The 26768-nt window shown below is 62.7% G+C and carries 26 protein-coding genes; 13 read left to right on the plus strand and 13 right to left on the minus strand.

All coding sequences use genetic code 11. The annotated features are described in order from the left end of the window. Positions 1 to 215 precede the first annotated feature (215 nt). From LJ655_RS14175 to LJ655_RS14185, 3 genes are read right to left on the minus strand one after another with little or no spacing between them, the layout of a single operon-like run. Positions 216 to 1166 (minus strand): sensor domain-containing diguanylate cyclase, encoded by a 951-nt coding sequence (locus tag LJ655_RS14175; protein WP_230561862.1) that lies wholly within the window; start codon positions 1164 to 1166, stop codon positions 216 to 218. Then, complete coding sequence (locus tag LJ655_RS14180; protein WP_230561863.1) at positions 1163 to 1786, minus strand: chemotaxis protein CheC; 624 nt, start codon at positions 1784 to 1786, stop codon at positions 1163 to 1165. The genes LJ655_RS14175 and LJ655_RS14180 overlap by 4 nt, the downstream gene beginning before the upstream one ends. Further along, positions 1779 to 2144 carry a response regulator gene (locus tag LJ655_RS14185; protein WP_230561864.1) on the minus strand — a complete coding sequence of 122 codons (366 nt, stop codon included), beginning with the start codon at positions 2142 to 2144 and terminating at the stop codon, positions 1779 to 1781. Before LJ655_RS14185 ends, LJ655_RS14180 begins: the two co-directional genes overlap by 8 nt. A gap of 541 nt (positions 2145 to 2685) precedes the next feature. Here LJ655_RS14185 and LJ655_RS14190 point away from each other — a divergent pair. Both LJ655_RS14190 and LJ655_RS14195 read left to right on the plus strand, forming a co-directional pair. Further along, entirely contained in the window at positions 2686 to 4980 is a 2295-nt protein-coding gene (locus tag LJ655_RS14190) for a hybrid sensor histidine kinase/response regulator (RefSeq protein WP_230561865.1), read from the plus strand. Positions 4981 to 5227: 247 nt separating this feature from the next. Then, complete coding sequence (locus LJ655_RS14195) at positions 5228 to 6046, plus strand: hypothetical protein (protein WP_230561866.1); 819 nt, start codon at positions 5228 to 5230, stop codon at positions 6044 to 6046. A 45-nt stretch (positions 6047 to 6091) separates the two neighbouring features. Here the strand turns inward: LJ655_RS14195 and LJ655_RS14200 are convergent, their stop codons facing one another. Beyond that, positions 6092 to 6646 carry an NADPH-dependent FMN reductase gene (locus LJ655_RS14200; protein WP_230561920.1) on the minus strand — a complete coding sequence of 185 codons (555 nt, stop codon included), beginning with the start codon at positions 6644 to 6646 and terminating at the stop codon, positions 6092 to 6094. A 374-nt stretch (positions 6647 to 7020) separates the two neighbouring features. Continuing rightward, complete coding sequence (locus tag LJ655_RS30100; protein ID WP_268991463.1) at positions 7021 to 7155, minus strand: hypothetical protein; 135 nt, start codon at positions 7153 to 7155, stop codon at positions 7021 to 7023. Between the two features lie 441 nt (positions 7156 to 7596). On the opposite strand from LJ655_RS30100, the gene LJ655_RS14205 reads away from it, so the two are divergent. Then, positions 7597 to 8202, plus strand: coding sequence for an RNA polymerase factor sigma-70 (locus tag LJ655_RS14205; RefSeq protein WP_230561921.1), 606 nt, complete (start codon positions 7597 to 7599; stop codon positions 8200 to 8202). Beyond that, positions 8189 to 8395: a zf-HC2 domain-containing protein gene (locus LJ655_RS14210; protein WP_230561867.1), complete on the plus strand. Its 207-nt coding sequence runs from the start codon at positions 8189 to 8191 to the stop codon at positions 8393 to 8395. The genes LJ655_RS14205 and LJ655_RS14210 overlap by 14 nt, the downstream gene beginning before the upstream one ends. An 87-nt stretch (positions 8396 to 8482) precedes the next feature. Here the strand turns inward: LJ655_RS14210 and LJ655_RS14215 are convergent, their stop codons facing one another. Beyond that, positions 8483 to 8677 carry a hypothetical protein gene (locus tag LJ655_RS14215; RefSeq protein WP_230561868.1) on the minus strand — a complete coding sequence of 65 codons (195 nt, stop codon included), beginning with the start codon at positions 8675 to 8677 and terminating at the stop codon, positions 8483 to 8485. A gap of 130 nt (positions 8678 to 8807) precedes the next feature. Between LJ655_RS14215 and LJ655_RS14220 the strand changes: the two genes are divergently transcribed. Continuing rightward, positions 8808 to 9791 (plus strand): sulfonate ABC transporter substrate-binding protein, encoded by a 984-nt coding sequence (locus LJ655_RS14220; RefSeq protein ID WP_230561869.1) that lies wholly within the window; start codon positions 8808 to 8810, stop codon positions 9789 to 9791. A gap of 54 nt (positions 9792 to 9845) precedes the next feature. On the opposite strand, the gene arsC is transcribed toward LJ655_RS14220, so the two are convergent. Beyond that, the gene (gene arsC, locus LJ655_RS14225; protein ID WP_230561870.1) at positions 9846 to 10205 is read right to left on the minus strand and encodes an arsenate reductase (glutaredoxin); all 360 of its coding nucleotides are present in this window, start codon (positions 10203 to 10205) and stop codon (positions 9846 to 9848) included. A 714-nt stretch (positions 10206 to 10919) separates the two neighbouring features. Here arsC and parA point away from each other — a divergent pair. Beyond that, positions 10920 to 11582: a ParA family partition ATPase gene (parA, locus tag LJ655_RS14230; RefSeq protein ID WP_230561871.1), complete on the plus strand. Its 663-nt coding sequence runs from the start codon at positions 10920 to 10922 to the stop codon at positions 11580 to 11582. Between the two features lie 24 nt (positions 11583 to 11606). Further along, the gene (locus LJ655_RS14235) at positions 11607 to 12662 is read left to right on the plus strand and encodes a ParB/RepB/Spo0J family partition protein (RefSeq protein WP_230561872.1); all 1056 of its coding nucleotides are present in this window, start codon (positions 11607 to 11609) and stop codon (positions 12660 to 12662) included. 60 nt (positions 12663 to 12722) lie between these two features. On the opposite strand, the gene LJ655_RS14240 is transcribed toward LJ655_RS14235, so the two are convergent. Next, positions 12723 to 14072: a replication initiation protein gene (locus tag LJ655_RS14240; protein ID WP_230561873.1), complete on the minus strand. Its 1350-nt coding sequence runs from the start codon at positions 14070 to 14072 to the stop codon at positions 12723 to 12725. A gap of 1842 nt (positions 14073 to 15914) precedes the next feature. Here LJ655_RS14240 and LJ655_RS14245 point away from each other — a divergent pair. After that, positions 15915 to 17144 (plus strand): DNA-binding protein, encoded by a 1230-nt coding sequence (locus tag LJ655_RS14245; protein WP_230561874.1) that lies wholly within the window; start codon positions 15915 to 15917, stop codon positions 17142 to 17144. 70 nt (positions 17145 to 17214) lie between these two features. Here the strand turns inward: LJ655_RS14245 and LJ655_RS14250 are convergent, their stop codons facing one another. The 3 genes from LJ655_RS14250 to LJ655_RS14260 form a co-directional block, all read right to left on the minus strand. Beyond that, the gene (locus LJ655_RS14250; protein WP_230561875.1) at positions 17215 to 18297 is read right to left on the minus strand and encodes a tyrosine-type recombinase/integrase; all 1083 of its coding nucleotides are present in this window, start codon (positions 18295 to 18297) and stop codon (positions 17215 to 17217) included. Between the two features lie 115 nt (positions 18298 to 18412). Beyond that, positions 18413 to 18823, minus strand: a complete 411-nt coding sequence (locus LJ655_RS14255) for a DUF2471 family protein (RefSeq protein ID WP_230561876.1) — start codon at positions 18821 to 18823, stop codon at positions 18413 to 18415. A 115-nt stretch (positions 18824 to 18938) separates the two neighbouring features. Further along, positions 18939 to 19577: a helix-turn-helix domain-containing protein gene (locus LJ655_RS14260; protein WP_230561877.1), complete on the minus strand. Its 639-nt coding sequence runs from the start codon at positions 19575 to 19577 to the stop codon at positions 18939 to 18941. 137 nt (positions 19578 to 19714) lie between these two features. On the opposite strand from LJ655_RS14260, the gene LJ655_RS14265 reads away from it, so the two are divergent. After that, on the plus strand, positions 19715 to 20920 hold the full coding sequence (locus LJ655_RS14265) for a glycine C-acetyltransferase (protein WP_230561878.1): 1206 nt from the start codon (positions 19715 to 19717) through the stop codon (positions 20918 to 20920). 28 nt (positions 20921 to 20948) lie between these two features. Next, entirely contained in the window at positions 20949 to 21980 is a 1032-nt protein-coding gene (tdh, locus tag LJ655_RS14270) for an L-threonine 3-dehydrogenase (protein ID WP_230561879.1), read from the plus strand. Positions 21981 to 22022: 42 nt separating this feature from the next. On the opposite strand, the gene LJ655_RS14275 is transcribed toward tdh, so the two are convergent. Then, entirely contained in the window at positions 22023 to 22673 is a 651-nt protein-coding gene (locus tag LJ655_RS14275; protein ID WP_230561880.1) for a YceI family protein, read from the minus strand. A gap of 122 nt (positions 22674 to 22795) precedes the next feature. Here LJ655_RS14275 and LJ655_RS14280 point away from each other — a divergent pair, with 122 nt between their 5' ends. The 3 genes from LJ655_RS14280 to LJ655_RS14290 all read left to right on the plus strand — a co-directional run bounded on the left by LJ655_RS14280 (position 22796) and on the right by LJ655_RS14290 (position 24713). Beyond that, positions 22796 to 23452: a TetR/AcrR family transcriptional regulator gene (locus LJ655_RS14280; RefSeq protein ID WP_230561881.1), complete on the plus strand. Its 657-nt coding sequence runs from the start codon at positions 22796 to 22798 to the stop codon at positions 23450 to 23452. Between the two features lie 13 nt (positions 23453 to 23465). Further along, positions 23466 to 23945, plus strand: coding sequence for a nuclear transport factor 2 family protein (locus LJ655_RS14285; protein WP_230561882.1), 480 nt, complete (start codon positions 23466 to 23468; stop codon positions 23943 to 23945). 249 nt (positions 23946 to 24194) lie between these two features. Continuing rightward, complete coding sequence (locus LJ655_RS14290; protein WP_230561883.1) at positions 24195 to 24713, plus strand: hypothetical protein; 519 nt, start codon at positions 24195 to 24197, stop codon at positions 24711 to 24713. 363 nt (positions 24714 to 25076) lie between these two features. Here the strand turns inward: LJ655_RS14290 and LJ655_RS14295 are convergent, their stop codons facing one another. Continuing rightward, positions 25077 to 26723 carry an Nramp family divalent metal transporter gene (locus LJ655_RS14295; protein ID WP_230561884.1) on the minus strand — a complete coding sequence of 549 codons (1647 nt, stop codon included), beginning with the start codon at positions 26721 to 26723 and terminating at the stop codon, positions 25077 to 25079. Positions 26724 to 26768: the final 45 nt, after the last annotated feature.

The raw sequence follows: 26768 nt of genomic DNA on the forward strand, positions 1-26768 counted from the left end.
GAAAGGCGTTCAAAGAAGTTTTTCAAGCCGACCCGCAGGGCACTGGGCGCGCGCGCGGACACGCGCGAAATATCCGGCCAGGCAGCCGGAAACGGCGAAAAGTATAGCAATCTTTGCCGGTGACCGCAGATCCGTCGGCCAATAAGGGGACGGAAGCGAAGGCCATCTGACGGCACGGCCCGAAGGGGTCGAACCGCGCCGCCTCCGCCGGCGCTTCATGCTCCCGCGAGCCGGAACGCGACCGCGCAGTTACGGCCCTGGCGCTTTGCGCGATACAGCGCCGCGTCGGCTTCGTTGATCAGCACGTCGTAGGCGGGCACGCCGTCACGCGCCGCCGCGCCGCCAAGGCTCGCCGTGACCGGCACGCTGGTGCCGATCAGTTCGATCGGCGTTTCCTCGATCACGCAACGAATTTTCTCCGCCACGAGCATTGCGTCGTCGAGCGGCGTGCACGGCAGCAACAGCGCAAACTCCTCGCCGCCGAAGCGCCCGAACGTATCCTGCGCGCGCACCACGCCGCTGACACGCTGCGCCATCACGCGCAGCACCGTATCGCCAACGCCGTGACCGAACTGGTCGTTGATCTTCTTGAAGTGATCGAGGTCGAACAGCAGCATCGACATGTCACCGCCATAGCGCTGCCAGCGTGTGAATTCGTCGCGCAGCCGCGCTTCGAAAAACCGCCGGTTCGCGATGCCGGTCAGTCCGTCGCGATTGGCGTACTCCTGCAGCTTCGCGACCGCCTCTTCGCGTTCGCGCTGCACGATGCTCACATGGGTGACGTCGGAAATGGTCACGCACACGGCGACCACTTCACGCCCGCGCATCAGCGGCATGAAGGTGCAGTCCTGCTGCATGAAGTCGACCCCGCCGGTGATCGGCCGGTCGTGATCGAATTTGAACAGATACGGGCGCTGCTCCCACGAGCTGAACGCGAAGCTGCCGAGCTGGAACACGCTCTCGACCTTGCGCGACAGCCACACGCGCGGCAGTTCCGGAAAGTTCAGGAAGATCGAGCGGCCGACCACCTGCTCCGCCGACAGACCGCTATGGTCCTGCATGAAGCGATTCCACATCAGCACGTTCAGGTCCCGGTCGAGCACGAAAATACCGAAACCAACCCGCTCGACCACGAGGTCGCTCAAGGATTCCACGGGGACATTCATAAGCTGGACAGCAGCGCATCGAGCGCTTCGTTCATGTGATGGATCGATTCCTCGGCCATCAGCATCACCAGGTGGGCGCGAAAGCTCTGGTGTTCGAGCGCGAAATTCACTTCGACCAGCAGCGCCACCTCCCATTGCAGCACGCCGGGCTGGAACACTTCGTCGAGCGTCAGCGTCTCGCCGAGCAGACCCGGCGCGGAAAACACCGGCGTGCGGCCGAGCTGGTCGAGAATCGACGAGACACACGCGCCGGACAGCAGGTTCGCGACGTCGAGCATCAGCTCCCGCTCTCCGATCGCCTCGTAGCTCGAGCGCGCGTATGGATCGTCGATGAGCGAGCACAGCTGCGTGATGCTGTCGCTGCGGCAGATCACCAGCACTTCGCCCTTGATGTCCGAGCGAAAGCCCTGACGCACCGCGCTGACCGTGTCGTCGATGCGGGTCATCTCGCGCAGCGTGCGCGCAGCGTCGCTCACCGCGACCATCTTCACGCGCGGTACCGACAGTTCGATGAACGAATCGAGCAGTCGCGCGAGCCGCGTCGCGGCCTGGCCCATCGCGAGGTTGGCGATTTCCTGCAGCGCGTCGCGGCGGTCTTCGGTGAGGGCGGGCTCAGACATACAAGCCGTACTCCTTGAGGATGGGCAGGACCGCCTCGGGCGTCACCGGCTTTTCGATGAACGCGATCGCGCCGAGTTCGCGCACGCGCTCCTGGGCAAGCGGCTGCACGTCGGCGGAAACGACGATCACGAAAGTGTTCAGGTCCTCCTGCTGCAGCGCTTCGAGAACCTGGTAGCCGGTCATGTCCGGCATCGTCAGATCGAGGAACATGACTGATGCCTTGCCCTCGCGATACAACGTGAGCGCCTCGAACCCGTTCGCTGCGTAGGACACGTCGACGTTCCAGTCCGGCGGCAGTGCTCGGGTGAGCAGCTTGCGGGCGAGCAGCGAATCGTCGGCGATCACAATTGGCAGCATGGCAACGGCGGGTCGGGTGGTTTGGGCTGGTGTCGGGTAAAGGAATCCGCTCATTCATCCTGGCGTCATGCCAAGCCGCCGCGCGACCAGGTACAGTAACGCCTGTCGAATTACAGTTGCCTTTGGCGAGAGGGGTGCGAGTACAGCAGGACGCGTTTCACGGACCTTGACGATGTCGCCCACGGACGGGAAAGCGGCCCTTTATTGTGAAGAGGATTGTCGAAGCAAATTCGCATAAAGGCAACTCGCCAGAAATGCCATCGATGAGGACATCTTCCCATGTTGGGACCGTTTCGGAAATAATTATCTCATCTGACGCGAATTACTTTTATATTTATACTTTTGTGTACGTTTGCGGTTCCCGATTCGTCGCTGTTTTAACGCCGCTTTTAAAGAACGGCCGGTACGGCGAATGCCCTTTCTCCACGCCTTGCGGCAAATTTTTCCGCGCGGCGTCTATGCTTGTTCTGAAGTCGGCATGGTGCCGGCAACGGCCCGATCCGGGGCTGCCAGTTTCGAGCGACTTCTCCCATCAACGACAATGACTTCAAACCGGGCCGACTCCGCGCGCGCGGGCCGCCTTCCGCGTCGTCCTGCCCGCGAGCAGGACGACGCGTTGTTTCCCGCCGTGCCGGAACAGAATTTCCAGGTGCGTCGCATCACGCTGATCGCGCTGCTGGTCGCGGCGATCGTGCTGCCGTTCGTCTACGTCGCAGCAATGGCATTGACCGATTTGCGCTCGCGCGAGGCCGACGCGACCGATCTGACGCTGCGCACGGTGCGCGTCGCCGAAGAACACGCGTTGAAGGTGTTCGACATGAACGAGACGCTGAACTCGCGCATCGTCGATCTGACCGCGGGCCTCGACGACGACGGCATCCGCGCGCGCGAACAGACGATTCACGACAAGCTGCGCTCGATGGGCGGCGGCTATCCGCAGGTGGCCTCGGTGTCGATTTACGGTGAGGAGGGTGCGCTGCTCGTGAGCAGCCGCCTGTATCCGTCGCCGGAGCTTTCGGTCGGTCAGCGCGACGATTTCGTCGGCATCCGCGACGGCAACGAACTCGAACACGTGTCGAAAGTGATGACGGGGCACGTGAGCGGCGAACAGGTGTTCAACATGGGGGTCGAGCGCCAGGCGCCCAATGGCTCGTTCGCGGGTGTCGTGTCGATTGCGCTGCGGCCCAGCTATTTCGACGCGTTCTATCGCGAATTGCTCGGCAGCAGCGACGATACGCCGATCATCATGAGCCTCGTGCGCACCGACGGCGCGGTGCTTGCGCATTTCCCGCGCGGCCCGCGCGAGCCGACCGCGCTCTCGGCCGATTCGCCGTTCGCCGAAGCGGTCAGACAGGGACAGCGCTCGGGTGTCGTGCGGATGCATTCGAGCTTCGCCGGCGGCAACGTGATCGTCGCGTTCCGGCACGTCGGCTCGTATCCGGTCTATGTGCTGTGCGGCTATCGCACCTCGGCCATCTGGGCCGGCTGGTACAAGCACCTGAGCGTCCTGATCCTGTCGATGTTCACGCCGTCGATCGCGCTGTGGTGCGTGATCTGGCTGTCGCTGCGCCGCCTCGGCGCCGAAGAGGAGGCGTGGGAGCGCTGGCAGGCCGAGGCGTCGATGCGCCGCTCGATAGAATCCGCGTACCGCCAGTCGCGCAAGATGGAAGCGCTCGGCACGCTGGTCGGCAGCGTCGCGCACGACTTCAACAACCTGCTGATGATCCTCTCGGCCAATGTGCAGATCGTGCGGCGGCGCGGCGTCGACGGGCTGGAGCGCGAACTGGCCGCGATGGAGCGCGCGTTGAAGAGCGGCCAGTCGCTGACGAGGCAGCTGCTCGGCGTCGCGCGCAAGCAGCCGCTGCGCACCGAGACGCTGTCGCTCGAACGCTGGCTGCCGTCGTGCCGCGAGTTGCTGAGTGCGTCGCTCGGCGCGAAGGTCTCACTCGTGATCGATAGCGGCATCGAGACGTGGCCGGTGCGCGTCGACGTCGCCGAACTCGAACTCGCGCTCATCAACGTCGCGGTCAACGCGCGCGATGCGATGGCCAACGGCGGGCGCTTCACCGTGCGCGCGAGCAACGTCGTGTTCCGTCACGAGGACGGCTTTCCGCTGACCGGCGAATTCGTGCAACTGTCGCTCGAAGACACCGGCACAGGCATGGCGCCCGATGTGCTCGCGCGCGCGTTCGAACCGCTCTTCACGACCAAGCCAAAAGGCATGGGCACGGGGCTCGGGCTACCGCAGGTGTTTGCGTTCTGCGAGAGCTCGGGCGGCCTCGCGGCGATCGACAGCGCGATCGGCGCGGGCACTTCGGTGCGGCTCTATCTGCCGCGCGCGTCGGCCGAGCCGCCGGCGAGCGGACCGGCCGACGCGCGCGCGCCCGAAAGCGGCGCGCCGCTGGGTCTGCGCGTGCTGCTCGTCGAGGACAACGAAGAAGTCGCCGCCGGCACCGAGGCGCTGTTGCAGATGATGGGTCATAAGGTCACCTGCGTGTTCAATGCCGACACCGCGCTGCGCGTGCTCGACGAGGCCTGCGCGAAGCGCGCGAGCACCAGCGAGCGGCTGCCGTTCGATCTGGTGCTGTCGGACATTCACATGCCCGGAAAGATGAACGGCATCGATCTGGCCGAAGCCGTGCTCGGGTTCGACGCGCAGCTTCCGGTCATTCTGGTGACCGGCTATGCGGAGGAACTCGACCGCGCGCGCCACGCGAACGTGCGCGTGCTGTCCAAGCCGTTCGATATCGGCCTGCTCGAAAAGCTGCTCGAAACGATCCAGCACAACGTCGCGCAAGCCCGCACCGATGCGGCCACCCATCCGGCCGATAACTGAGGCCGATCGCCCGTTCTCACCCAGGCGTCATTTACCAGACTTTGTAAAAAGCGCGGCGGCCGCACGTCGCGCATTTTTGCATTGCGAGCGCGCTTCATGCGCAGTACAACGGAAGTCGCGGCCGCGCATAGGAGCAGCACCCGCGCGCGGTGGCGCAAGGGCATGAACGTTGCATACCGAAAGACGGCAAGGCGACGGTGCCGCCTCTGGCGCAGCCCGTCCCAGCAGAACATGCCGGGAGACAACCATGGAACACACGGTGATAGGTTTATTCGACACCTACATGCAGGCTGAAGCCGCCCGCGACACGCTTGTGCGAACCGGTTTTGCGCGCGAGAAGATCGAGTTGCAGGCGAACGCCGGACCTTCCGTCGGCTCGGCCACCAGCGAGGTCGCCAACGGAGGCGTGCTCGCAAATATCGAGCGCTTTCTCGCCAGCCTGTTCTCGACCGGCCCGCGCTCCTCGGACACCGCGCGCTACGCAGAAGCGATGCGGCGCGGCGCGGTGCTCGTCTGCGTTCACGCGACGAGCGAATCGCACGCGGAGCTCGCGCGCAATACGCTCGTGCGGCTCGGCGCAACCGATGTGGGCGACCGCCCTCCCGAGCCGGACACGCCGGCAGGCCGCGACCGGGATCACTCGGTGCTCGACGAGCTGGGGATCGGCGCGGTGATGCCGGGTACACCCCGCACGTCGAGCGTGACGACCGAGGCGGGAGCGAAGCCGGGGACGCAGCCGTCCGAGATCGTCCCCGAAGTCGGACAGCCGGGCATCGGTCCGGGCGCCCAGATGCCGGACGAATGCCTGGAGTACGAAGAAGATTTCCGCTCGCACCACGACGAGCACCACGCGGCTGAGGACGCGCGCTACGAAGACTACGTGCCGGCCTATCGCTACGGCACGGAAATCGGCCGCGACGCGCGATTCCGCGATCGTCCGTGGGAAGAAATCGAGCCCGAAGCGCGGCGCTACTGGGAAGCCACAGCGCCGGACATCCCGTGGGAGCGCTTCAAGCTCGCGGTGCGTCATGGTTGGGAGCGGGTGACCGGGCATCACCACGTGTAGGCGCGAGGCGCGCGGTCCGACCGGCGTCAGCCGCGCCAGGTCGCGCTACACCGCCCCATGCCGCTTGACCCATTGGACGTAGCGGTCCATGAAGCTCTGCAGGAACTTGCGCGTGCCGTCGTTGACGATCTCGCCTTTTTCGTTGATCACCGACGGATCGTGTTTGATGAAAACCTCGGGCTGCCCCAGGGTGGCAACGTCGAGATAGGCGAGCACGTTGCGCAGATGCTGCTGCGCGAGTGCCGTGCCGGTTGCGCCGAGCGAGGTTCCGATTACCGCGCCGGGCTTGTTGGCCCAGGAGTTCGTGCCCCATGGCCGCGAGCCCCAGTCGATCGCGTTTTTCAGCACGCCGGGGATCGAGCGGTTGTATTCGGGCGTGACGAACAGCAGGCCGTTCGCGGCTTGCACGCGCTCCTTGAGCTTTTTGCCGGCTTCGGGATAGTCGGCGTCGTACTCCTGGGAGTACAGCGGCAAGGAGCCGATATCAATGTATTCGAAGCTGAAATCGGATGGAGCAAGGGAAATCACCGCTTGTGCCAGCTGGCGATTGAAGGAGTCCCGCCGCAGGCTGCCAACGACCACTGCAATGTGATAGGGCATGGTTCGCTTCCTCGGGGTAACGCGCTCGACGCGCAATAGTGTGGACTGTCCATCATAGGCAATACTTGCGCGAAACGCCCGGGCCATGGCGAATCCGGCGGGGCGAGTGCCGATCGGCAGGGGAGCGTGCGACACCGTCCGGTGGATAACCTCGCAAGGCGAGAAGTTATCCACAAAATCTCTGAATAACCTTGTGGATAAGTGGAACTTTCGCCTTCTCAATCAAGCATGCCTTCGGGCGAGGCGAATTGGAGGCAATGGGACGCAATTGACATTCCGGAGACCGGATCACGCCATCCGCGCTGAATGAGAAAAGGGCGCCGTCGCCGGCGCCCTTTTCTCGTGATGCTGGGCCGTCTATTTCGACGTGCCGCTCAGTTGCCGAAAAATACGTTGCAGTACGACGCCGGACCGTTGCAGGTCTGCGCCGGAGCGGCGGCATCAGCGGCACCGCAGGCCGCGGCGAATAGTGCGGCCGAAGCAATCAGGGCCGAGAAAATGCGTTTCATGGTACGAGTCCTCGTAAGCGTACGGTTGCGCGATCTGTTGCGATCGGTCGCGTGAAGAATAGCGAGCCGGCCCGCGCCCATAAACAGCGAAGATGGGAAGATATTTTTTTACAAATTGAAATAATCGCTGTTGCTTGACCGCACGGGATCGGTGGTTGATCCGCACGCTTCGCCAAGGCAATGCGGCGGTTCAGAGGCCTTTTCGCACAGGCCCGAGATTCCATGTCGCGCAATAATCGATATCCGCTGTCATAACCGGCCGTGCCGCGCGACCAAGTTGTTTTGGTCATCGATTTCCGGTGGGATATGTTCAATACCGATTCGCTAGGGCAGCAACGTGAGGGAGAATGGCGCACACATCCGCAAACTGTCCGAGGACGGCCATCCGCTCATGAATCCCGACGTTGCCGGGCAACACGCGCATCGACGGAGCACGCCGTGATGCAGCAGGGCGGCCCCTCGCCTGACGATCCCATTTATCTCACGCGATTACGCGGCGACCTCGTGCGCTTCGCCCGACTGCAATTGCGCGATGCCGCAGCCGCCGAGGACGCCGTGCAGGAAGCCCTGACTGCCGCGTGGACACAGGCCGGGCGCTTCGCCGCGCAGTCGGAGCACAGGACCTGGGTGTACGGCATCTTGCGCCACAAACTCGTCGACACGCTGCGCGCGCGACAGCGCACGGTCAATCTGTCGGCGCTCGAAGCCGAACTCGACGGCGAGTCGCTGCTCGATCGGGAACTCTTCAAGGAGAACGGCCATTGGTCGCGCGAGACCAAACCGCGTCCGTGGCCGACGCCCGAAACCGCGTTGCGTCAGCAGCAGTTCTGGACGCTGTTCGAGATGTGCCTCGAGCATCTGCCCGAGCACATCGGACGCGTGTTCATGATGCGCGAGTTTCTCGACCTCGACATCGCGGCGATCTGCGCCGAACTGCAGATCAACGCGAATTATTGCAGCGTGCTGATCTATCGCGCGCGATTGCGGCTGCGCACGTGCCTGAGCGAAAAAGGTCTATCCAGCGAGGATGCGAATGGGGAAGTGTAAGGACATCACGCGGCTGCTATCCGATGCGCTCGACCGGGCGCTGTCGACCGGCGAATGGGTCGCGATCCAGCTGCATCTGCCGACTTGCAGCGGATGCCGGAACTATCGAAAACAGATCCGCTTGCTGCGAGTCGCCGCGCAGGTTGCAAGCGGAGTGGCGGCCGTGGATGGAGCGGGGAACGGCGACGACTGATGCATCGGGGCGGCGAACGGCATGGCGCTTTGAGGGTGACCGGCGACGGGCGCCTTCGTTACGTCAACGTGCTCCCCAGCAGGAACGTCATGCGAGGCCGATGACCGCGCCGATCTTCAGCAGTAGCGCGGCGGCCGGCGGCGGGCTTTCGCGCAGAATGCAGCCGCAGCGCTTGCGCGCCACGGCGCGCGACCAGCCGGTCGATACAGCCGCGAGTGCCTTGTTGCGGCCGCCGTTTGGCTGACCGATAGTAGCGGAAGGGCTGGGTCGGGCGTCGAGCAATGCATCGTTTCGCCGGGGTGATTTGCTTATGCGAATTTATCGGTTCGTCCAGGCCGGCAGACGAATTATCGTCAAAGCCAATCGGACCATCTTCCGGCGTCCGTCCTATCTTTTTACGACGAGCATTCTCATGTCCCGTGATCCGCTGCTTACACGCCGCACGTTTCTTGCCGGCGTAGGCGCAACGCTGGCCGCTGCCGCGTTGCCCGGCTTCTCCGTCGCCGCACAGGCCGCCGATGAACACGCAAAAGAACTTCGCATCGGATATCAGAAAGCCGCGAGCACGCTGGTCTTGCTAAAAGCGCACGGCACGCTCGAAAAGCGTCTCGCGCCACTCGGCATTGCAGTCAAATGGACCGAGTTTCCGGCTGGACCGCAATTGCTGGAAGGGCTCAACGTCGGAGCGATCGACTTTGGCTATGTTGGCGAAGCGCCGCCGGTGTTCGCGCAGGCCGCGGGGGCAAATTTCGTCTATACCGCGTATGAAATTCCGACGCCACACGCGGAAGGCATCCTCGTGCATCCGGATGCGCCAATCAGAACATTGGCCGATCTGAAGGGAAAGAAGATTGCGCTGAACAAGGGCTCGGATGTGCACTGGTTCCTCGTCGCCGCGTTGCAGAAGCATGGCGTGAAGTTCAGCGAGGTCCAACCGGTCTACCTGCCGCCCGCCGATGCGCGCGCGGCCTTCGAGCGCGGTGCGGTGGATGCCTGGGCGATCTGGGATCCCTTCCTCGAAGCCGCGAAACGGCAAGCGAACGCGCGGCTGCTTGCCGATGCCGACGGTATCGTGAGTCATCACCAGTTCTTTCTGAGCGCACGGCAATTCGCGCAACAGAACGGCGAAGTGCTTGCGATCGTGATGGACGAGCTAGGCAAGGAAGGGGAGTGGGTACGCGGCCATTACAGCGAAGCCGCCGCACAACTCGCGCCGATTCAGGGGCTCGACGCGAGCGTGATCGAATCAGGTCTGCGCCATTACGCGCACGTCTACAAACCCGTCGACGCGAACGTGCTTGCGGAGCAACAGCGCATCGCGGATACGTTCGCCGAGCTGCACCTGATCCCGACGAAGATCGTCACCAGGGATGCCGCGCTGTCGGCGAAGGTGTAGCACGGTACTTTGAATCTGCGCTGCGCATCTCGCTTCACTTCGACAGTCGCCGACTCAGGCGAACAGCACGGCGACATTTTCCGGCGGGCGGCCGATGACTGCACGCCCGTTTCGGACGACGATCGGACGTTGCAGCAATATCGGGTGCTTCGCCAAAGCATCGTAGAGCTGGGAGTCCGTCAGCGCCGGATCGGCAAGATTGAGTTCTTTATATTCGGCTTCCGTGTCGCGGATCATTTCGCGGACAGGACAACCAAGTTGAGCGTTGAGAGTTTTGAGTTCTGCGACGCTGAGCGGCTTCTTCAGATATTCGACGATTTCCGTCGTTTCGTTTGCCGGGTTGTAGGTGCTCGCGACGAGTTCGCAAGCGGCGCGCGATTTGGAGCAGCGGGGGTTGTGATAAATAGTGATCATCGCTGATGTCGGGAGGTGTGCCGTTGAAGGTTGTCGTGATGGTGATGCGGGTTGGCGAATTCTAGCGGGTGACGCCATGGCGTGGCGTTGAACGATGACACGGCACACGAGGCGTTTGAACCATCGCGTGGGTGCGTCAGTTTATGCGCATAAACCAGCGCTGCTTTCGAGGCGAACGGGAACTGCTTGACACTGGTGGCCGACGTTCTAGTGACCCTTGCCATTCGGTCGCGCGAGGAAAGATATCGACAAGCTGATCCGCAAGTGGGTTAGCCGCGGGGCGGCACGTTTGCCGTTCGCCGCCAGGTTTGACGAACAGCGAGGCGAGCGAATCCACGACGAATCCTTTCTCTGGGCCGATTACGCCGCGAACTTTATGCGCATAAAGTCGGGCCGCCTCGATCCCTCAGGTGCAGCTACTTTTCACAGCGAATCAGCCCGAGATTCGCAAACAGTCGCAGACGACGGAACACCCGTTCCGAGACCGCGTCCCACCTCTCACCTTTCCCGTTGACTGGCAGCGATCAACAATCGGCTAAGCCCGCGCCGCGTTTCCTCGCGCGTGGCGCAGGACTCGGCGTCCGCCACCGACGCCTCTTTATGCGCATAAACCCTTTGCCGAATGGCTATTTCAGAATTTCGCTTGCGTAAATCATTTGAATTAGCAATTCAACCAGGTAAAATCCATTTGCGTCTAAAAAGAGGAGGTGAAATTTGGCGGCAGAAATCATCGCGGTAACACAGCAGAAGGGCGGAGTCGGGAAGAGCACCATCGCGATGCATCTCGGCGCTGCATTTCACGAGAAAGGCAAACGCGTTCTCGTCGTCGACGCGGATGGCCAGAACACCCTGATTCATTGGGCCAGTGCTGCCTCCGACGGCGACATTGGCATTCCATTCGCGGTCGTCAACCTGTCCGAAGCAGGCAGCCAGATCCATCGCGAGATCAAGAAGTTCGTGGCTGACTACGACATCATCGTCGTCGACTGCCCTCCCTCCATCACCGAAAAAGTCTCCGGCGTCGTCCTGCTCGCCGCTAGCGTCGCGGTGATTCCAACGTCGTCGTCCCCAGCCGATTACTGGTCCAGCATCGGTCTCGTCAAGCTGGTGCAGCAAGCCCAGGTCATGAACGAAGACCTGCGCGCGGTTTTCCTGCTCAACAAGACTGAAGAGAAGCGGATGCTCACGCGAGAACTGAAGCGCGCGCTGGAAGAGCTCGGCTTCCCTCTACTCAAAACCCAGATTCCTACGCGCGAAGCCTACAAACAGGCGATGGCGTTAGGACAAACGGTACTTCAGATGAACGATCGCGGCGCCAAGCTCGCCGCGATCGAAGTACGGGCGTGCGCCAACGAGATCGCCGCCTTGCTCCCGTGAATTTATGCGCATAAAGGACCCTGAATGAAACCGTCCCAGTTCGCCAAAGGCTTTCAAGCACGTCCTGACACGACCAGCAGCGAAAAGCGCACGGCGCTTGACCGTCTCAATGCAATCGACGGTCTGGTCACAAACGAGGCAAAAACGCCGCCTATCGCCGCGCGTACGATTCAGGCCGTCGTGCCCTCGCGTCTGCAGGACGCCGAGATTCCTGATCCGGCCGACGAGTCGGCAGCCTTCCGCGCATGGCGGCTCGAGCACGGCTATCGTCCCGGCCAGGTCATCGAGCTGGCGCTCAAAGCCATCAAGCCGAGCCCCTTCAATCCACGGTACTTCTATGTGAAGTCGTCGATTGCCGAGCTCGCCGTCAATCTCGCCAAGCAGGGGCAGCAGCAGGCGATTCACGTCATTCCCGACTACGACAACCCCGGCACCTACTTCGTCAGTGACGGAGGCCGACGTGTGCGTGCGCTGAAAGAGGCGAACAAGGAATCGGTGAAAGCGATCGTCATCGATCTGCCGATCGGCATCCAGAGCTATAAGCTCGGCTACGACCTCAACGTTCAGCGCGATTCGCAAACGGTGTTCGACAACGCGATCGTCTGGCGGCGCTTCCTCGACGAGCGGCATTTCCAGAGCCAGAAGGAACTGGCCGAACATCTCGGGCTGGACGAATCGACGGTCGCGGTCGCGCTATCCATCGCCAAGCTGCCGGAAGCCGTGATGCAGGAGATGGTCGCGCGCCCCGACCGCTTCGGCTCGAATATGGCGTATCAGGTGGGCCGCTATCACACGGCCCGCGGCGCGGACGCGACGCTGCGGCTGATCAACCGGATTCTTTCCGACGACCTGAGCACACGCCAGGTCGCCGACATCGTCAAAGGCCGGGCGAGCACGCAGGAATCTGTCAAACCGGCGGGCCGACAGCGCTACGCGCAACGTCTGGAAATCAAGCTTGACGGGGTGTCGGTGGGTGATCTGAAGTCGTACGGGGACGACCGGCTCGAGTTGCGCCTCAAAGGTCTCACGCGCGAAAAGCGCGACGAGATCCTGCGACAGATTGAGAAGATGCTGAAGTAAGACGTGAGGGGGCGGTGCGCGTGCACCGCCCATTTGACTTCAAAGGCTGCCAGCGATCCGTCAGGCCGCGCGCGACTGGTTCAGCGTAAAGGCGAGCAGATCGCCATCGGTCGGTTCGCCCCAGGTCCTGCGCGCGAGCCAGTCGAAGAATGCCGTTTCGACGATCTTCGAGTCCAGCCCACGACGGCGCCAGTCGTCGCGCATGTGCGTGCCGAGCCCCGGTAATTCCTCTTGCTCGAACGACTGCCGAGCAATATCGCGCTCCGACTCGGCCTGTTCGTTGTACAACTCGTAGGCCTGCTTGCGACGGTAAGCCGAGTATTCGCCGAGCAGACGCGCCTTCAGATCATCGGCCGGGGCAGCCGCGGCCCTGCTCACAGCACCACCCGATGGGAGCGCCTCGACCGGCGGCGCATAGCCCTTTTTCAGGGCGTCCTTGAACAGCGCCGGCGCGCTGCGCACCGGTGGCAGCGACGTGCTGCGCATACGCTGCTCGGTCATCTGCAGCGCAGCGCGGATCCGGTTCTCCTCGCTGTCCGCGTAAAGCGTCTGCGCTTCCTTGAGTGGAATGCCGATCTTCACCATCCGGTCGACGAGCGTGCTGTCGAACACGTTCGGATGCTCGTCGAGCGCGAGCATCGGCTGCTTGCGCTCGGTCACGCGGAACTGGATCTCGGCGACGCGCCGGCCCTCGCGATGCTCGATCAGCTCGACGAAAATGTTCGTGACCGCGTTGACCTCGGCGATGGCCGGGCGCAGATAATCGCGCTTGAAATACTTGTACTCGCGCTTCGCTTCGTCGCCGGCTTCGGTATCCGGCGTGCCCGATAAGATCGGCCGCCACCATTCCCAGGTCTCGCGCATCGTCAGATGGCTCGGGTTGGTCAGGTAGCGTACGCAGATCTCATAGAGCGCGAGGCCCGCGCTGCTGCGCAACTGGCTTTGGAACTGCAGACTCAGCCGCGCATACTGGACTGGATCGAGCAGCTTCTTCTTGATCTTCGGCGCAAACGAAAACTCGACCCAGACGCGGCGCGTGGTCGGATCTTCGAGAATTTCCGCGTCCGCGATCAGCGTCGAGATACCCCATTTCCGACCGGGCTTCTGGCTCGACGTGCCCGTGCTCCATTCGACTTGCACCGACACCATGCGGCGCAGGTGCTCCTTGACGAGCGCGGTGTCGTTGGAATCGAACGCGGAATTGGCGACGATGTCAGACAGGAGCGCCCTGTACGTGTCGCCCGACTCATCCGCCTGCTGCGCCACCGCGAGCAACACGTTAAAAAGTTTGCGGGTGAGCAGCGTGATCTTGCCGCTTTTCGGCTGGATCGCGATCGCCTCGACGGCTTTGCGCAGCTCAGCCGAGCTGGGGCTGACAACATCGGTCTTTTTCGCGCGCTTCGTGGCCATGCGTCGGGGTGAGGAGGGGGATTTCGCGTGAGCATACCGGCTGTGGTGATACGCGTCTATAGCATCCATCTCACCGTTGCCGGTGAAGCGGGTTTACGAAGCGCAACTCACCTCGGGCGACTCCCGAAAACCCTCACCCCGGCTGCATGCCGCCGGGGGTGGGCTCTCCTTGCCGGTCGCGGCGTTGGCGAATCCGGAGAGTTTTGAGCCACGCGGCAACGGGGAGCCTCCTATCCCGAACCTTCTCACCTCAAAAATTTTTGCGGTTTTTTCGAGGCCTTGCGCAACGGAGCTGCTCTTGCCGGCTGAAGACCTCCTCGCATAGCCGGGGTCAATAGATGAAATGCCTGCACGCTGGCGGCAAAGGGGCTAACCCGCGGCGCAATATTCGACTTCGCGCGACGCCCTAAGACTGCTGCCAACGGGTAAATCCTTCGGGCGAATTCTCACCGTTCAATGCCTCCCGAAAAAGCTCACCATTACAGAGCCGAACAATATCAAACGACAAGCGCTCACCCCCACCAGGACCGCTATTCCCGGAGAAGACCTCCCGAAAAACCTCACTCTTGAGGTTTCCGGACGCTCCCCTGCATCGGCCCAATGACCTCCTGAAAATCCTCACCTTTTCCGCGTCACAATCAATAATTCAATGATTTCAGTTACTTGCGACGATTCCCATTCCTCGGCAAACGACTAGCGCCCCCGTAAATCCTCACCTACAGCCTACTTTTCGCACGGTCGCACTTTTCATTTTCTCGCCCCAACTCTCCCGGATATCCTCACCTTTACCGCCAGAAGCGAGGTATACCCGCGCACGCAAACCGCCATTGGCCGGGCATTTCCGGCCCGCAGCCCGCATTTTGATCCCGAAGGCCCTCACCTTAGCGCGCGAAACGCCAACCGAGGCTTCCCGAAAAGCCTCACCTTTGACGGAATCGCCAGCCGAAACAGCTTGCTGATACGGCCCATTCGCCAACTTCCCGAATCCCCTCACCTCTCCGGGCGCCAGCGCTACCGCCACGCCAGCGTTCCGTGGAATCGCTGCGCCGCAATCCGCCTTCGCTCCCGTAAAACCTCACCTCAGCCCGGTGAATGCTCAAAAATGCGGCAAAACGGACCCGGACGCCCCGTAAAGTCTCACCTTTGATTCCCGTTTTCTCCCGTCCCGGCTCACCAAGGCGGTTAACCGTCCCAAAATAGCCTCAGGAATCGACGCTCGCGAGCCTCCCGAGAACGCTCACCTCAGTGCAAGCCATACGCCCAGACAACTTTCGAGGATGGTCGGGCGCTTCACGGTAGCGAAGTCCCGCAAAACCTCACCTTTGCCTAAACGTCACGTATCCGGCGTTTCCTGAACCCGCTCACGTTCTGTCCCGGACCTGCTCACCGAGCTCCCCGAACCCCATCACTCGAGTTTCCCGCAGACCCTCACCAAGTCTCCTGCAAAGCTTCACCTTGCCAGGCTGAAACCCCTGCCAGATAAGGGTTTGCTGGATCGTTAACGTTTTTAACAAGGGTTCAAAGGTGTTTACTTTTATTACTCTCAAGCTTTTTACCCCGCGAGCCCCGTGACACCCGGGTCCTACAACCCGTCACTATTGCGTTGTTGTCGTGAAACAGTGCGCGATCAAGTGGAAATCGGGCAAAGTGCTTATAATACAAAGGCTTATTAGCTATTCTTCGTATTGTTTCACGGAAAAGAACGGTGTCCGCCTGTTTACGACGGCGATTGGTCCGTCGATACCTGTCTGTATACGTCAATCCGTTCGCCACTCATAAATAGGTAGCAAATACTACGTAAATTGTTATGATCCATCCAATTCGAGCGACATCGAGGTAGACATGAATCTGGATCAGGAGCGGCAGGCCATTCGCGATGAGCTTGAAACGATGCGCGCGCAGGGCGCGCGTCGGCAGGATCTGTCGCTGCATGCGTGCAAGCGGCTCTTTTTCGATCTTGGTATACGGCCGTCGATGGCGGCCGTGCGCGACCTCACGCAGACCGGTAGCGCAAGCGACATCCCGAAAGACATCGATCATTTCTGGGAGCGTATCCGCAACGTGTCACGGGTCAAGGTGGGCGCAGGCGTTATTCCGAAGGCACTCGAGGATCGCGCCGGCGAACTGCTGGGGGCGTTATTCGAAGAAGCGCTCATCGAGGCCAAAGCGGCGCTCGAGGGCGAACGCGAGGAGATCCGCGCGCAGCTCAGCGTTGCCGAACAGCGCGTGCGTGACGCCGATATTCGCCGTGACGCGGCCGACGACGCGATCAGGCGCAGCGAAGCGCGCGCAGAAGCCGCGTGGGAGCGGGTGCGCATGCTCGAAACCCAGCTATCGAGCGCGACCACGCATGGCAACGTTCATCTCGAAGGCTTGCAGGCAACGGCGCGTCGGCTCGATCAGGAAAACGAGGCGCTGAGGCAGCGGCTCGAAAATGAGCAGACCACTAATGCCGCATTGCGCGACCGGATCGACGCGTTGCACGTCGAATTGCGGCAAAGCACCGAGCACTATGCACAGCAGATCAAAGATGCGGTCGCCGAGGCCGAGCGGCGCGTCAAGCCGATGCTGGTCGAACTCGATTCGTTGCGCAGCATGGCCGCGACGTATCAGTCCGGCGTGCGGGATGCGAGCCGCAAGGAATTCGAGTTCATTCAGCAGATTGCCGCAGCCAAGGCCCGCGCAGACCGGCTCGAAGCGCAGCTGCGCGAGCAGTCGGACGAAGTCGATGCGCTGACGAAAGAAGTCGCCTTGCTGCGTGCCCAACAGGGCATCGATCCGGCCATCGCCGTGCTGCTGTGCTCACTCGTCAGTGAGGGACGGCTCACGAGCGAAGAGTTGGGCACGATCGGCACCGCGGCCGACGGCCACGTGACGCTGCCCGCGCGCTGCCCGAAATGCGAGGAAGGTGAACCGGAGCTATCGCAGGTCGGTCACCGTTTCGAGCTGCTGTGCCCGGATTGTGAGCACTCCTCCGGCCCTAACGAATCCAGGCTCGCAGCGGTGAAACAGTTTCTGTCGAACGACGCGTCTAACCCGCCGTCGACCCGCTCGGTGGTCACGGTTCGCTGACCCCAATCGGGCAACGCAACCGAAAAAACGTCAAAGGTGAGGAAATTCGGGACCGGAAAGGTGAGGTTTTTCAGGGCTCGCCGGCTCCCGTTTTCCTCGTCAAACGCCCGTCGCGCCGGGGCTCGGGCAATGGCGCCGCCGCCGGGTCCGGCGTGTGAGTCGCAGGCGAATCTTGTTGATCAATCCAGGTTTGCCACGCACGATATAGCCGGTTCGCGGACACCGCCTGCACGAACCCGAGCCATTGTCCGACCTGTTCGGCTTCCACCCCGCTCTCGAAAAGGTCCGCCGCGAACGTGTTGCGCAGGGTCTGCGGACTCGCGCGCGATTGGCGCGATGCGGCGATCCCCGCCGCATCGACCAGCGCGTCCACCGCACGCAGCATCGTGGCTTTGTGCATCGGACGGCCGGACGGCGACGCGGGAAACACGAGATCGCCGGCCAGCTCCGTCAGCCGACGTTCCGCAAGCCAGGCGTCGAGAATCGCCGTCGCGAACGGCGCGAGCCGCGTGCGCCGCGTCAGCATCGGATTCGCGGACTCGATCGTGACCCACGGTGAACCCGCTTTCACGCAACTAACCGCAAGAGAAGCGGCCTCGCCTGTCTTTAGTCCGCCCCCAAGGAATACGGCGATCAGCGCACGATCGCGCCGCTCCCTCCAGCGCTGCGCTCCCGACAAGGACGGCAACGGCGCGAACAGGCGCGCGATCAATGCAGTGCGTTCCGCATGGGTGAGAAACCCGGTCGGCTCGTTGTCGCGCGCATTGCGCCACGCTGCTTCGCCATCCTGAGCAATGAAGCGGGCCGGATTGGTCGACGCCGATTCGATCTCGCGCACGTGATCAAGTACGCGTTCGATGAGCCGCAAATAGCGGATTCGTTGCGTTCTCCGGATTTCGAGGCCGGCGACGAATTCGGCGATGGCGGCCGTGTCGACCGTCGCGAGGCTTTGTTGCCGGGTGCCGAGCCAGTCGAGAAACTGGCCCCACTGCGCCTGATAGACCAGCGCGGAGGAGCGACGGAAATGCTGCTTCGCGAGCCAGGCATCGAACGCGATTTGCGGGTCGCGTCGCCAGTCTTCGCGTTGCTGATCGAACAGATCAGTAGAAGGGGCAGGACGGGGAACGGGGTCGGACAGATGAGGGGGAGACATGAACATTCCTTCCGTTAGTTGCACCGTGCGGTTCGCGTATTGTAGGCGCTAATCGGTCCCACGCCGATCCGGAAGCATCGGGGAAGATTCGATCCATTACCTCGTGAGGCTGTCATCAGCCTCCCCACGCACGTGCGCGCTTTAACGGCGCGTCAAGGGCCCGAGGTTGCGACGCACGACGCGCCGCTTGCCGCGCGGCTTCCTCGTACGCATTGACGGCAAACGCGAAGACGGCCGGTAACGCAGTGGACGCACCGAAGTCCACGCCGTCATCGGTTTCGGGATACGGCAGATCGGACGGACGCTGGAACAGCCCAAGCATGAGCGCGTCGTGCCGGCTGGCAAAACCGAGGTCGGCCAGCGCCTCGGCTTCGATGGCATGCAGCAGACGCCACGTGAGCGGCACCTGCTGAACGATGTAGCGCGCAGCGATGTTGCGCACGATATGTTCGAGATCGCGCGCGGCGGTCTGGTAGCGCAGCGCGGCAAGAGTTTGATCGGTAGGGTCGGCTTTCAGGTTGTTCATTCTCGGCTCCAATCGACACTTGATACTGTACAAACATACAGTACCAGGCGCAACCTGGCCGAACGGCCTATTCCTCGCGAACTGCGTCAATAGCGTGCCAACCCCCAAGCCGGCGCTACCCGTGAATCACGACCAGCAGCGCTTTCGCCTCACCCTTGCCGACGTTGCGGATCGCGTGCGGCTCGTCGGCGACGTAGCGCGCGGTGTCCGCGAGCCTGAGCCGCTTCGTTGCGCCGGCCGCCTCGATCTCGATCGAGCCGTGCAGCACGGTCAGATGCTCGCGGGTGCCGGGCTCGTGCGCGCTCGACACCAGCGCCCCGCCCGGCTGCAGCGTCAACTCGTACCACTCGAACTTGCCGGCCAGCTCGATCGGCCCCCACACACGCAGCTGGTATTTCGCGTCATGACCGCTTAGCGTAGGAATGTCGTGCGGACCGGAAACGGCAATCGCCTCCGGCGACTTTGGCGGCGCAAACAGAGAATCGAGGCTCACACCGAGCGCGTTGGTGAGCCGCCACGCCACCGCGATCGTCGGGTTGGCCTTGTCGCGCTCGATTTCCGACAGCATCGATTTCGACACCCCGGCCGCGCGCGACAGATCATCGAGCGTCATGCGCCGCTCGGCGCGAAGCCGCTGAATCTGCTCGCCGACGCGCGGCGGCGCCACACTCGCCGGCAACGCAGCGCTAGCGGAGGCGGCCTTCGCATTGGCCGCGGCGCGGCGTGTACCCGAACTTGCCATTTCCTGACCCATCGTTTAGAGTTGTTCGATATACCGGATTTTAGTTCGGAAAAACGAAAAAATCCGATAAAGCTGACAGCCGACTATAACAGGCCACCCTCCCTGCGCCTATGCGAACGCGGGCGCCATCATCCACAGGAGTCCCGTTCATGCGTGACCAATACCTTGCCCATCTGCGCGGCACCCTCGAACAGATCCGCGCCGACGGCTTCTACAAGAGCGAGCGCGTGATCGCGAGTCCGCAGTCGGCCGCCGTGCGTCTGGCCGACGGCAGCGATGTCCTGAACTTCTGCGCGAACAACTATCTCGGCCTTGCCGACGATGCGCGGCTGATCGAAGCGGCGAAGCAGGGCCTCGACAGCGATGGCTTCGGCATGGCGTCGGTGCGCTTCATCTGCGGCACACAAACTGTCCATAAGCAACTCGAAGCAGCGCTCGCTGCGTTCCTGCACACCGACGACTGCATACTCTATTCGAGCTGCTTCGACGCGAACGGCGGCCTGTTCGAAACGCTGCTCGACGAAAACGACGCGATCATCAGCGACGAGCTGAATCACGCGAGCATCATCGACGGCGTGCGGCTCTCGAAGGCGAAGCGCTTTCGCTACCGCAACAACGACCTCGCCGATCTCGAAGCGCGCTTGAAGGAAGCCGACGCGGCCGGTGCGCGCTTCAGGCTGATCGCGACCGACGGCGTGTTCTCGATGGACGGCATCATCGCGAACCTCGCCGGCATCTGCGATCTGGCCGACAGGTACGGCGCACTGGTGATGGTCGACGACTCGCACGCGGTCGGCTTCATCGGCGAACAGGGCCGTGGCACGCCCGAGCATTGCGGGGTCATCTCGCGCGTCGACATCATCACCGGCACGCTCGGCAAGGCGCTCGGCGGCGCGTCGGGCGGCTACGTCGCCGCGCGCAAGGAAATCGTCGAACTGTTGCGGCAGCGCTCGCGTCCGTATCTGTTTTCGAACACGCTGACACCGAGCATCGCGGCTGCGTCGCTGAAGGTGCTCGAATTGCTTGGCAGCGCTGAAGGCGCCCAACTGCGCGCGCGTGTACGCGAAAACGGCGCGCACTTTCGCCGCGCGATGAGTGCGCTCGGCTTCACGCTCGTGCCCGGCGAACATCCAATCATTCCGGTGATGCTCGGCGACGCGCAGCTCGCGGGAAAGATGGCCGACGCGCTACTGAAGGAAGGCGTCTACGTGATCGGCTTTTCGTTCCCGGTGGTGCCGCGCGGGCGCGCACGCATCCGCACGCAGATGAGCGCCGCGCACACGCCCGCACAGATCGATCGCGCCGTCGCGGCGTTCGCGCGCGTCGGCCGCGAGCTCGGCGTAATCCAGGCGTAACCGCCGCGTGCATCGAACGGAGAAGCAGATGAAAGCATTGGCAAAACTCGAACGCGGACCGGGCCTCACGCTGACGGACGTGAAGAAGCCTGAAGTCGGCCATAACGACGTGATGATCCGCATCACGCGCACCGCGATTTGCGGCACCGACATTCATATCTGGAAGTGGGACGACTGGGCGCAAAAGACGATTCCGGTGCCGATGCATGTCGGCCATGAGTACGTCGGCGAAATCGTCGAGATGGGGCAGGAAGTGCGCGGCTTTGCGATCGGCGATCGCGTGTCAGGCGAAGGACATATCACCTGCGGCTTCTGCCGCAACTGCCGCGCGGGGCGCCGGCATTTGTGCCGCAACACGATCGGCGTCGGCGTGAATCGCGAGGGCGCGTTCGCCGAATACCTGGTGATTCCGGCCTTCAATGCGTTCAAGATCCCGCCCGAGATCTCCGACGACCTCGCCGCGATCTTCGATCCGTTCGGCAATGCGACGCATACGGCGCTATCGTTCAACTTGGTCGGCGAGGACGTGCTGATTACCGGCGCAGGACCGATCGGCATCATGGCGGTCGCAATTGCAAAGCACGTCGGCGCGCGCAACGTCGTGATCACCGACGTCAACGACTATCGCCTCGAACTCGCCCGCAAGATGGGGGCGACGCGCGCGGTGAACGTCTCGCGCGAATCGTTGCGCGACGTGATGCACGATCTGCACATGGCCGAGGGCTTCGACGTCGGCCTCGAAATGTCGGGCGTGCCGAGAGCTTTCACGAGCATGCTCGAAGCGATGAACCATGGCGGCAAGATCGCGCTGCTCGGCATTCCGCCCGCGCAAACCGCGATCGACTGGACCCAGGTGATCTTCAAAGGCCTTGAAATCAAGGGCATTTATGGGCGCGAGATGTTCGAGACCTGGTACAAGATGGTTGCGATGCTGCAAAGTGGTCTCGATCTGTCGCCGATCCTCACGCACCATTTCAAGGTCGACGACTACCAGGAAGCGTTCGCGACGATGCTCTCCGGCGAAAGCGGCAAGGTGATTCTCGACTGGACCGCTGCCTGAGTCAGCCAGGCGTAGTTCGATCTGCTCACGCCCGCAGCGCGCTCACGCGCCTGCGGGCGTTTTCACGAATTCGGCCTGGATGCGCACGTGAATATCGTCGCCGACAGCCGGATACCACGTCGCCAGACCGAACTTCGCGCGGCTGAAATGGCCGTCGGCGGAAAAGCCGAGCGTGTCCTTCTTCGTCAGCGGATCGGGCGCGAAGCCGTTGAACGTCACATCGAGTGTGACCGGCTGCGTGACGCCGCGGATCGTCAGATCGCCGGAGAGCGTGCCGCGCGCGTCTCCGGTGCGCTCGAAACGCGTGCTCGTGAAACGGATCTGCGGATAGCGTGCGACATCGAGCATGCTGTCGCTTTTCACCATCTTGTCGAGCAGCGGCACGTTCGTGTCGATGCTCGCGGCGTCGATCGTGACCGACGCCGTGCTGCGCTCGAGGCCGCCGTCGTTCCAGTCGAGCTGTCCCTGCTTGCGATCGAAGCGCATCGTAAAGCGCGTGTATTTGAAGTGATCGATATCGAACGTGATGCTCGTATGGTCCTGATCGATGTCGTAGCGCCCGGATGGTACGCGCGCTTCATTCTGACTGACCGAATGCGTGAGCACCTGCAAGGGCGTGCACGCCATGGCGCTCAACAGCGTGACGCCGAGCAGCGCGCGTACCCACGCCGCGCGAACGGAGGACAGGTTCATCGAAGCGATTCCGGTTGAGCGATGGTTAGACGATCTTCACCACGATAGCAGCAAGCGGACCCATAGTACGAACGCCCGAAGAAAAACTTGACGAAGGAGAATGATCGTTCTACCTTTCGCTCATGACACACGAACCGACCTCTACCGACCCGAATCAACTCAGCACTGCGCGCGAACGCCTGCTCGATGCCGCCGAGGCGCTGATCTACGCCGGCGGCATCCACGCAACCGGGGTCGATGCGATCGTGCGACAGTCCGGCACCGCCCGCAAGAGCTTCTACACGCATTTCGAATCGAAAGATGCGCTGGTCGCGGCCGCGCTCGAACGGCGCGACGAGCGCTGGATGAACTGGTTTATCGCCAGCACGCAACGGCACGGTAAGAGCGCGCGCCAACGCCTTCTCGGCATGTTCGACGTGCTGCACGACTGGTTTGCATCGGCGGATTTTCATGGCTGCGCGTTTCTGAACGCTGCCGGTGAAATCGCCTCCGCCGACGATCCGATCCGTGTCGTCGCGCGCAAACACAAGGCACGGCTGCTAGACTTCGCGCGCTCCGAATGCGCTGCGTTCGCGGCGGAAGCCGCAATCGATGGGCGTCGCGTGGCGCCGCTCGCGCGGCAATGGCTCGTACTGCTCGACGGCGCGATCGCGGTGGCGCTCGTGAGCGGCGAGGCCGATGCGGCGCTCGACGCGCAGAAGATTGCGAAGACCCTGCTCGATGCGGCAGCGAGGCGCCCCACAACCAAACGGCCGCCATCCCGGCGCGCTACTACCTGAGCAAGGAGCCATCATGGCCGATACGATCGAAACCCGTCCGCCGCTGCCGCCCTTCACGCGCGACACCGCGATCCAGAAAGTTCGCGCCGCGGAAGACGCATGGAACACGCGCGAACCCGAGCGCGTATCGCTCGCGTACACGCCCGACAGCGTGTGGCGCAACCGCGCCGACTTCGTGCATGGGCGCGCGGAGATCGTGGGTTTTCTGCGCCGCAAGTGGGCAAAGGAGCTCGACTATCGGCTGATCAAGGAGTTGTGGGCGTTCACGGACAACCGCATCGCGGTGCGCTTCGCCTACGAATGGCACGACGATTCGAATAACTGGTTCCGCTCGTACGGCAACGAGAACTGGGAGTTCAACGAGCATGGCCTGATGGCGCGTCGTCACGCGAGTATCAACGACCTGCCGATCCGTGAAACCGACCGGTTGTATCGCTGGCCGCTCGGACGGCGGCCCGACGACCACCCTGGCCTGTCCGATCTCGGTCTGTAGACGACTCCGCCACATATACTGCCAGCGGCGCGCGCAATGCGCGCCGCGAATTTCTTCATCGCTCGTTCATCACGGCGCCATCGGTTCTCCGTTATCGTGGCGGTTCCGGCTGTGGGGGCACGTCGCGTTTCGGGCCGATCGAGCGAGTCCTCAACATCGACCGCGTGGCTTCGGGTACAGTGCGCGACGGGCGGCACGCGGATCGCCAGGACACCATGACACCGGCGCTCGACCGGTGACGGAGAAGAAATGCACTTTCGGCAGATGAACAAGAATATCCAACGCGCCGCGGTGGCGCTTTTCGCGAGCTTCGCAGCGGTCTCCACGGCGCATGCGGGCAGCTGGTGCGACGGCGGTGTGTGGGTCGACGCGATGCTCGGCTCGTATCACATCAATCCCGATCCCGATAAGCACTTCGAGCAGTTCAATCCAGGGCTTGGCGTCGAATGCTGGCTCAATAACCAGTGGGCACTGACGGTCGGCGGCTTTCGCAATTCGCTGCGGCGGCCGTCCTACTATGGCGGCGGCGTGTGGGCGCCCGAGTTCGCGCATTGGGGTATCGTGCGAATCGCGGCGATCGGCGGCATCATCTCCGGCTATAACTACGGCAACTGGGGTCTTGGCCGCAATCACACGATCGGCCCGGTGGTCGCGCCGATCGTGATGCTCGACTACAAGCGGGTCGGCGCGAACTTCATCATCGTCCCACCGATCCCGTCGGATGATCTGCCCTTTACGATCGGTTTTCAGGTGAAGGTGAAGTTCTGATGAAGTCGGGAGCAACGAGGGCGATGTACCTGAGGTGAGGTTTTTCGGGAGCCGACGGCTTCCGCTTCGCCCGGATCGGCCGATTACCGCGAGCGTGAGGCTTCACACGCGGAAATCATCTCCTGGAATTCCTCACCATTGCGCGGCCGCCAATGCCCGAGGGTGCCGCGCTAATTCAGCATCTCACGGCTCGATGGGCTGCCGTTCGAGCGCTATGAGCCGGGCGCAGATTTTCGTGGCGTGCTCGGTAACCGATACGCCGCCGACGCTACTGCTCTGCCTGGACGTCATTTTGCGGGCATGACCGGTCTCCCGAAAACCCTCACCATTGCCCAGACCTCCTGGAACTCCTCACCATTCGCACTACTTCAGCAACGCCATCTGCACGACCTTGACGATCACGAGCGCGATCGCAAGCAGCAGATAGCCGCGCAGCACGCCCATCCACACGCGGTTGGCGAGCGTCAGGCGCGGCGGCGGCAGCTCGTCGAGCGGCGGCATGCGCCATGTGTTGCGCGCGTCTTGCGCATAGACCGGCGCTGGCGCGGCTGCGGACGCGGCCCGCAGCGTGCGAATCCCGATGGTCGCCACATACCCGACGACCGCGAGCAACGTGCCGGCCGCAAGGACTTCGATGATCGTTTGCGCCGCGATGTCCGGATAGATCACCGACGCGGTCAGGATGATCGACAGCATCACGAGCACCCAGACCACCGCGCCGGTAAACAGATTGAGCTTCTTCGAATTGGCCCACGGACCGAGTACCGCGCGGTCGTTGCACAGCAGCAGCAGGAACACGGTCGCGCTCGGCAGCAGCACGCCGGCGAGCGTCTGCACTGCTTCGGTGATGAGACCGAGCGGGCTGCCCGGAATCAGCACCAATGCCGCGGCGGCCGCGACGATCGCGAAGTACACGACATAGAAGCCCTTCGCATCCGATACGCTACGATGCAGCGAATGGCGGATCTTGAACACGTCGCCGATCGCATAGGCGGTCGATAGCGACACGGCTGCCGCGCCGATCACGCACGCGTCGAACAGCGCAATCGCGAACAGCACCGCCGACGTACGTCCCGCATATTTCTCGAGTCCGGCGATCAAGCCGCCCGCGTCCGTGAAGTTGCCGAATTCGGGCCGGCCGTGGAAGAGCGCCGCGCTGAACGAGATCATCGCGACCGCGCCGATCAGCACGAACACGATGCCGATCCACAGGTCGGCCTTTTCGTAGCTCATGAAGCGCGGTGTAATGCGTTTATCGACCACGTAGCTCTGCTGGAAGAATAGCTGCCAGGGAGCCACCGTCGTGCCGACGATGCCGATCACCAGAAGCATCACGTCGGACAGCTTCGAATGCGCGGGCCAGTTCGGAATGAAGAAGTCGCGCGCCATCTGGCCGACCGGCGGATGAATCGACACGAGCACCGGCACGAGCAGAAGGCTCAACACACACAGCACCACCGCGAAGCGTTCGAAGCGGCGGAAGTCGCCGGTGCTGACGGCGGCCATCGTCAGCGCCGCGGCGATGCACACACCCGCGATCTTCGAGACGCCGAAGAAGTCGAGCACGAACGTGATGCCGATGAATTCGGTGACGATCGTCAGCGCGTTCAGCAGGAACAGATCGACGACGCTGAAAGCGCCCCAGAATTTGCCGAAGCGCTCGAAAATCAGCCGCGCGTGACCGACTCCCGTCACCGCGCCGAGCCGCAGCACCATCTCCTGATTGACGAACAGCACCGGCACCAGCAACAGCATGGTCCATAGCAACGAAGTGCCGTAGTTCTGACCGGCCTGCGTGTAGGTGCCGAACGCACCCGCGTCGTTGTCGCCGACCATCACGATCAGACCGGGGCCGAGGATCGCGAGCAACGTGCGCAGGCGCGCCCACCAGCTCGTGCGCGGCGCGGTGTCATGGTGAGCGATCGTGCCGAGCGCACCTTTGATATCGCCGACGTGTGCCGAATCGAGCAGGGCGCTGCGCGCGGAAGAAATGTTCGTCGGAGTCGACATGTCGTTCTCTCCTGGTTCTATTTGTCGAAGGACGGATCGTGAAAC

It is taken from the genome of Paraburkholderia translucens (assembly GCF_020881035.1).
GTDB lineage: Bacteria > Pseudomonadota > Gammaproteobacteria > Burkholderiales > Burkholderiaceae > Paraburkholderia > Paraburkholderia translucens.